Raw genomic sequence first — 2640 nt, 5'->3', positions numbered from 1 at the left:
AATACGTGCGCTTGCCGGTGGTCAGCACCACGCCCGTGGCCGAGCCGCTGACTACATTGGTGCCCATGAAGCAGAGGTTGTCCAGCTCCAGCGGGCTGCTGGTATTGAGATTGCTGGGGGTGACGAATTTTTCTACCGGCAGCGATTCGCCGGTCATCGCGGCCTGGCTCACGAACAGGTCCTTGGCGGCCAGCAGACGCAGGTCAGCGGGGATCATGTCGCCCGCCGAGAGCAGCACGATGTCGCCCGGCACCAGCTTGTGGATCGGTACCTCGACGCGGCGCGCGCCCTTGGGGTGCAGCATGACGTCGAAGTAACGCTGCGCCTCGGCGGCGATCTCTTCGACCTGGTCGTGGCGCATCACGGTCGCGGTGTTGCTGACCATGGCCTTGAGCTTGTCGGCGGCGGTGTTGGAACGTGCTTCCTGCACGAAGCGCAGCAAGGTCGAGACCACCACCATGGTGCCGATGACGATGGCGGCCTTCATGTCCTCGGTGTAGAAGGAGACCGCGGCCAGCAGGGTCAGCAGCAGGTTGAAGGGGTTCTTGTAGCAGTGCCACAGGTGGACGTACCAGGTCAGCGGCTTCTCGTGCTCGACTTCGTTGGGGCCGCTGTGTTCACGGATGGCATCGGCTTCCGATTCGGTCAGGCCGTCGGGGCGCGATTGCAGGCGCTGCAGCAGGGCCTGGACCTCGCTGCGGGAAGCTTCGCTCAATTGCTCGGCCAGGGTTTGCGGGACTTCCTTGGTGACCGGGGCACTGCGGAACATGTCCATGCCCAGGCGGCGGAAGTGACGGTCCATACCGCGTGCGCGGATGAAGCTGACAAAGGTTTCTTTCAGCAGGTTCAGATTCATGGCGTGCTTCTTTTCTTGTTGGGCCTCGTCCCGTGGACGAAGCGGTTTGCATCGCGTCGGCCTGCAGCAGGGCAGGCCGGCATCGGGGTCAGCGCCGTGGACGGCCCCCGCCAAGACGGGCGGCCGGACGCGGCGCGCTGGGTCTTCGCGTGTTCATGATGAATGTGTCTGTCGCATTGCAGCCTCCGCCTGTTTGAGCGGAGTACCTGTCATCGGCACCTGACGGCGGCAACAGACGTGCAGCCGCATGGCGGCTGGCCATGCGGAAGGCGGTGCGTCATGACGCGCGCGGCATCAGGCGAGCCGGTTGCCGGCTCGATGGAGCGGGCAATGCGGTCGCGATGCAGCTGCGTTCTGACGCCGTGTCTGCGGCGGTCGATCGTCGATCTGTCGTTGTGAGGGAATGTCGTTGTCAGCGGCGCTGCTGAAAACCGGCCTGGAAAGACCGCGCGCTGCCGACATGAATTGCCGTCATCTGCCTGGTGCAAGATGACGACAGGATGAAGTCCTGCTGAAATCCTTGCTGAGGCTTAACCCGGAATTAACCGGCAACAACTGTCACCCGAACAAGTGCCCATGAGAGGGACTCCAAAAAATGAGAACGGGCGAATTCTACGCCCGCGCGGAAAACAGGGTCAAGGCAAATTCGCCCGTGTTGCCGAAAATTTGTGCATCTGCAACAAGATGGAGCGGAAGCTTTCTGCTTCACAGCGAGGATGGTGAAGCGGTATTTCACTGCTCTGGACGCTGCTGTGCAGCACCGATTCTCGCCCGGTGAGCCTTGTCTTCCATGGTGTACGGCCTATACTCGAAACGAGGCAAGCCCGAACAGAGTACGCGCAGCAACCCCGCGCCAAACCAATAAACTCGACCAGGAGACGCATCATGCCCAACCTCATCATGAACAATCTGATGTTCTTCATTCCCATGGCGCTGGCGGGTTTGTTGCTCTGCGGCGAGGTTCCGGTGGCGTCACGGATGGTCCGAACCAGTTTGAGAGCAGTGGGCGCGGTCTTCGGCGCACTGCTCGCGCTTTTAGTACTGGAAGCACTGCCAGTGCTAATTTAGCGGGCTTTCTGCGGCCCGCTTTGCCGCTCGTCGCGGCAGTGGCCGGGGCATCGGCGCAGGCATTTTTTTAGGGAAGTACGCCTATCATTCCGTCATGCCGATCGCCCCGCCTTGATTTCCCTAGGTCGATGTTTTCACAGTGGTCTCGTGGCGGCCCCGAAAACATCGGCCTTTTTTGCGTCCATCGCTTTCGTGACTTCTTCGCTGCACGCCTATACGCAGCAGGGAGGCGGCGGCTGATTGGGCATGCGCGGCGCGCGCTCCAGCGCCGGATCCCAGGCCACCAGGCGATCGCGCCCGCTTTCCTTGGCGCAGTACATGGCGTGGTCGGCGCGTTGCAGCCAGACGAAATGAGCGTCCATGTCCGCAGAGAAGGGCACCAGTCCGGCACTGACCGTACAACCGTATAAATTGTTTTCATCATTTCTGGTGCGCGCCGCTTCGATCACGCGCTGTGACAGCGCCAGCGCATCGGCTGGCGACACGTCGCGCAGGATCACGCCGAATTCCTCACCGCCGTAACGTCCGATGGCGTCCTGCTCGCGCAGCATGGTCCGCAGCAGGCGCGCGAAGTTGCGCAGCACCTCGTCGCCGATCAGGTGGCCCCAGGTGTCGTTGATGCTCTTGAAGTGGTCTAGGTCCAGCAACAGCAGGAAGGTCTGGTGCTGCGCGGAGCTCTGGCGGTGCAGGCGTTCGAATTCGCCCAGCAGCAGACC

The 2640-nt window shown here is 62.0% G+C and carries 3 protein-coding genes; 1 reads left to right on the top strand and 2 read right to left on the bottom strand.

Annotated features, from left to right (window positions below; genetic code table 11):
• Positions 1-856, bottom strand: an 856-nt coding sequence (locus B3873_RS14225) for a cation-transporting P-type ATPase (protein WP_286866837.1), incomplete at its 3' end; no start/stop codon positions are given.
• Between the two features lie 885 nt (positions 857-1741).
• On the opposite strand from B3873_RS14225, the gene B3873_RS14220 reads away from it, so the two are divergent.
• Positions 1742-1924 (top strand): hypothetical protein, encoded by a 183-nt coding sequence (locus B3873_RS14220; RefSeq protein WP_006462830.1) that lies wholly within the window; start codon positions 1742-1744, stop codon positions 1922-1924.
• 212 nt (positions 1925-2136) lie between these two features.
• Here the strand turns inward: B3873_RS14220 and B3873_RS14215 are convergent.
• Positions 2137-2640: GGDEF domain-containing protein (locus tag B3873_RS14215; protein ID WP_286866833.1), on the bottom strand; the 504-nt coding region annotated here is incomplete at its 5' end.

The organism is Herbaspirillum sp. UBA812 (assembly GCF_002296545.1).
In the GTDB taxonomy this organism is placed as follows: domain Bacteria; phylum Pseudomonadota; class Gammaproteobacteria; order Burkholderiales; family Burkholderiaceae_D; genus Herbaspirillum; species Herbaspirillum huttiense.
The sequence above is the reverse complement of the archived record's forward strand: the minus strand, read 5'-3'. Positions and strand labels throughout refer to the sequence as shown.

Bases quoted from the DNA above. Each gene is read 5' to 3' on its own strand.
- B3873_RS14220 (WP_006462830.1), top strand. From the start codon at position 1,742: ATGCCCAACCTCATCATGAACAATCTGATGTTCTTCATTCCCATGGCG.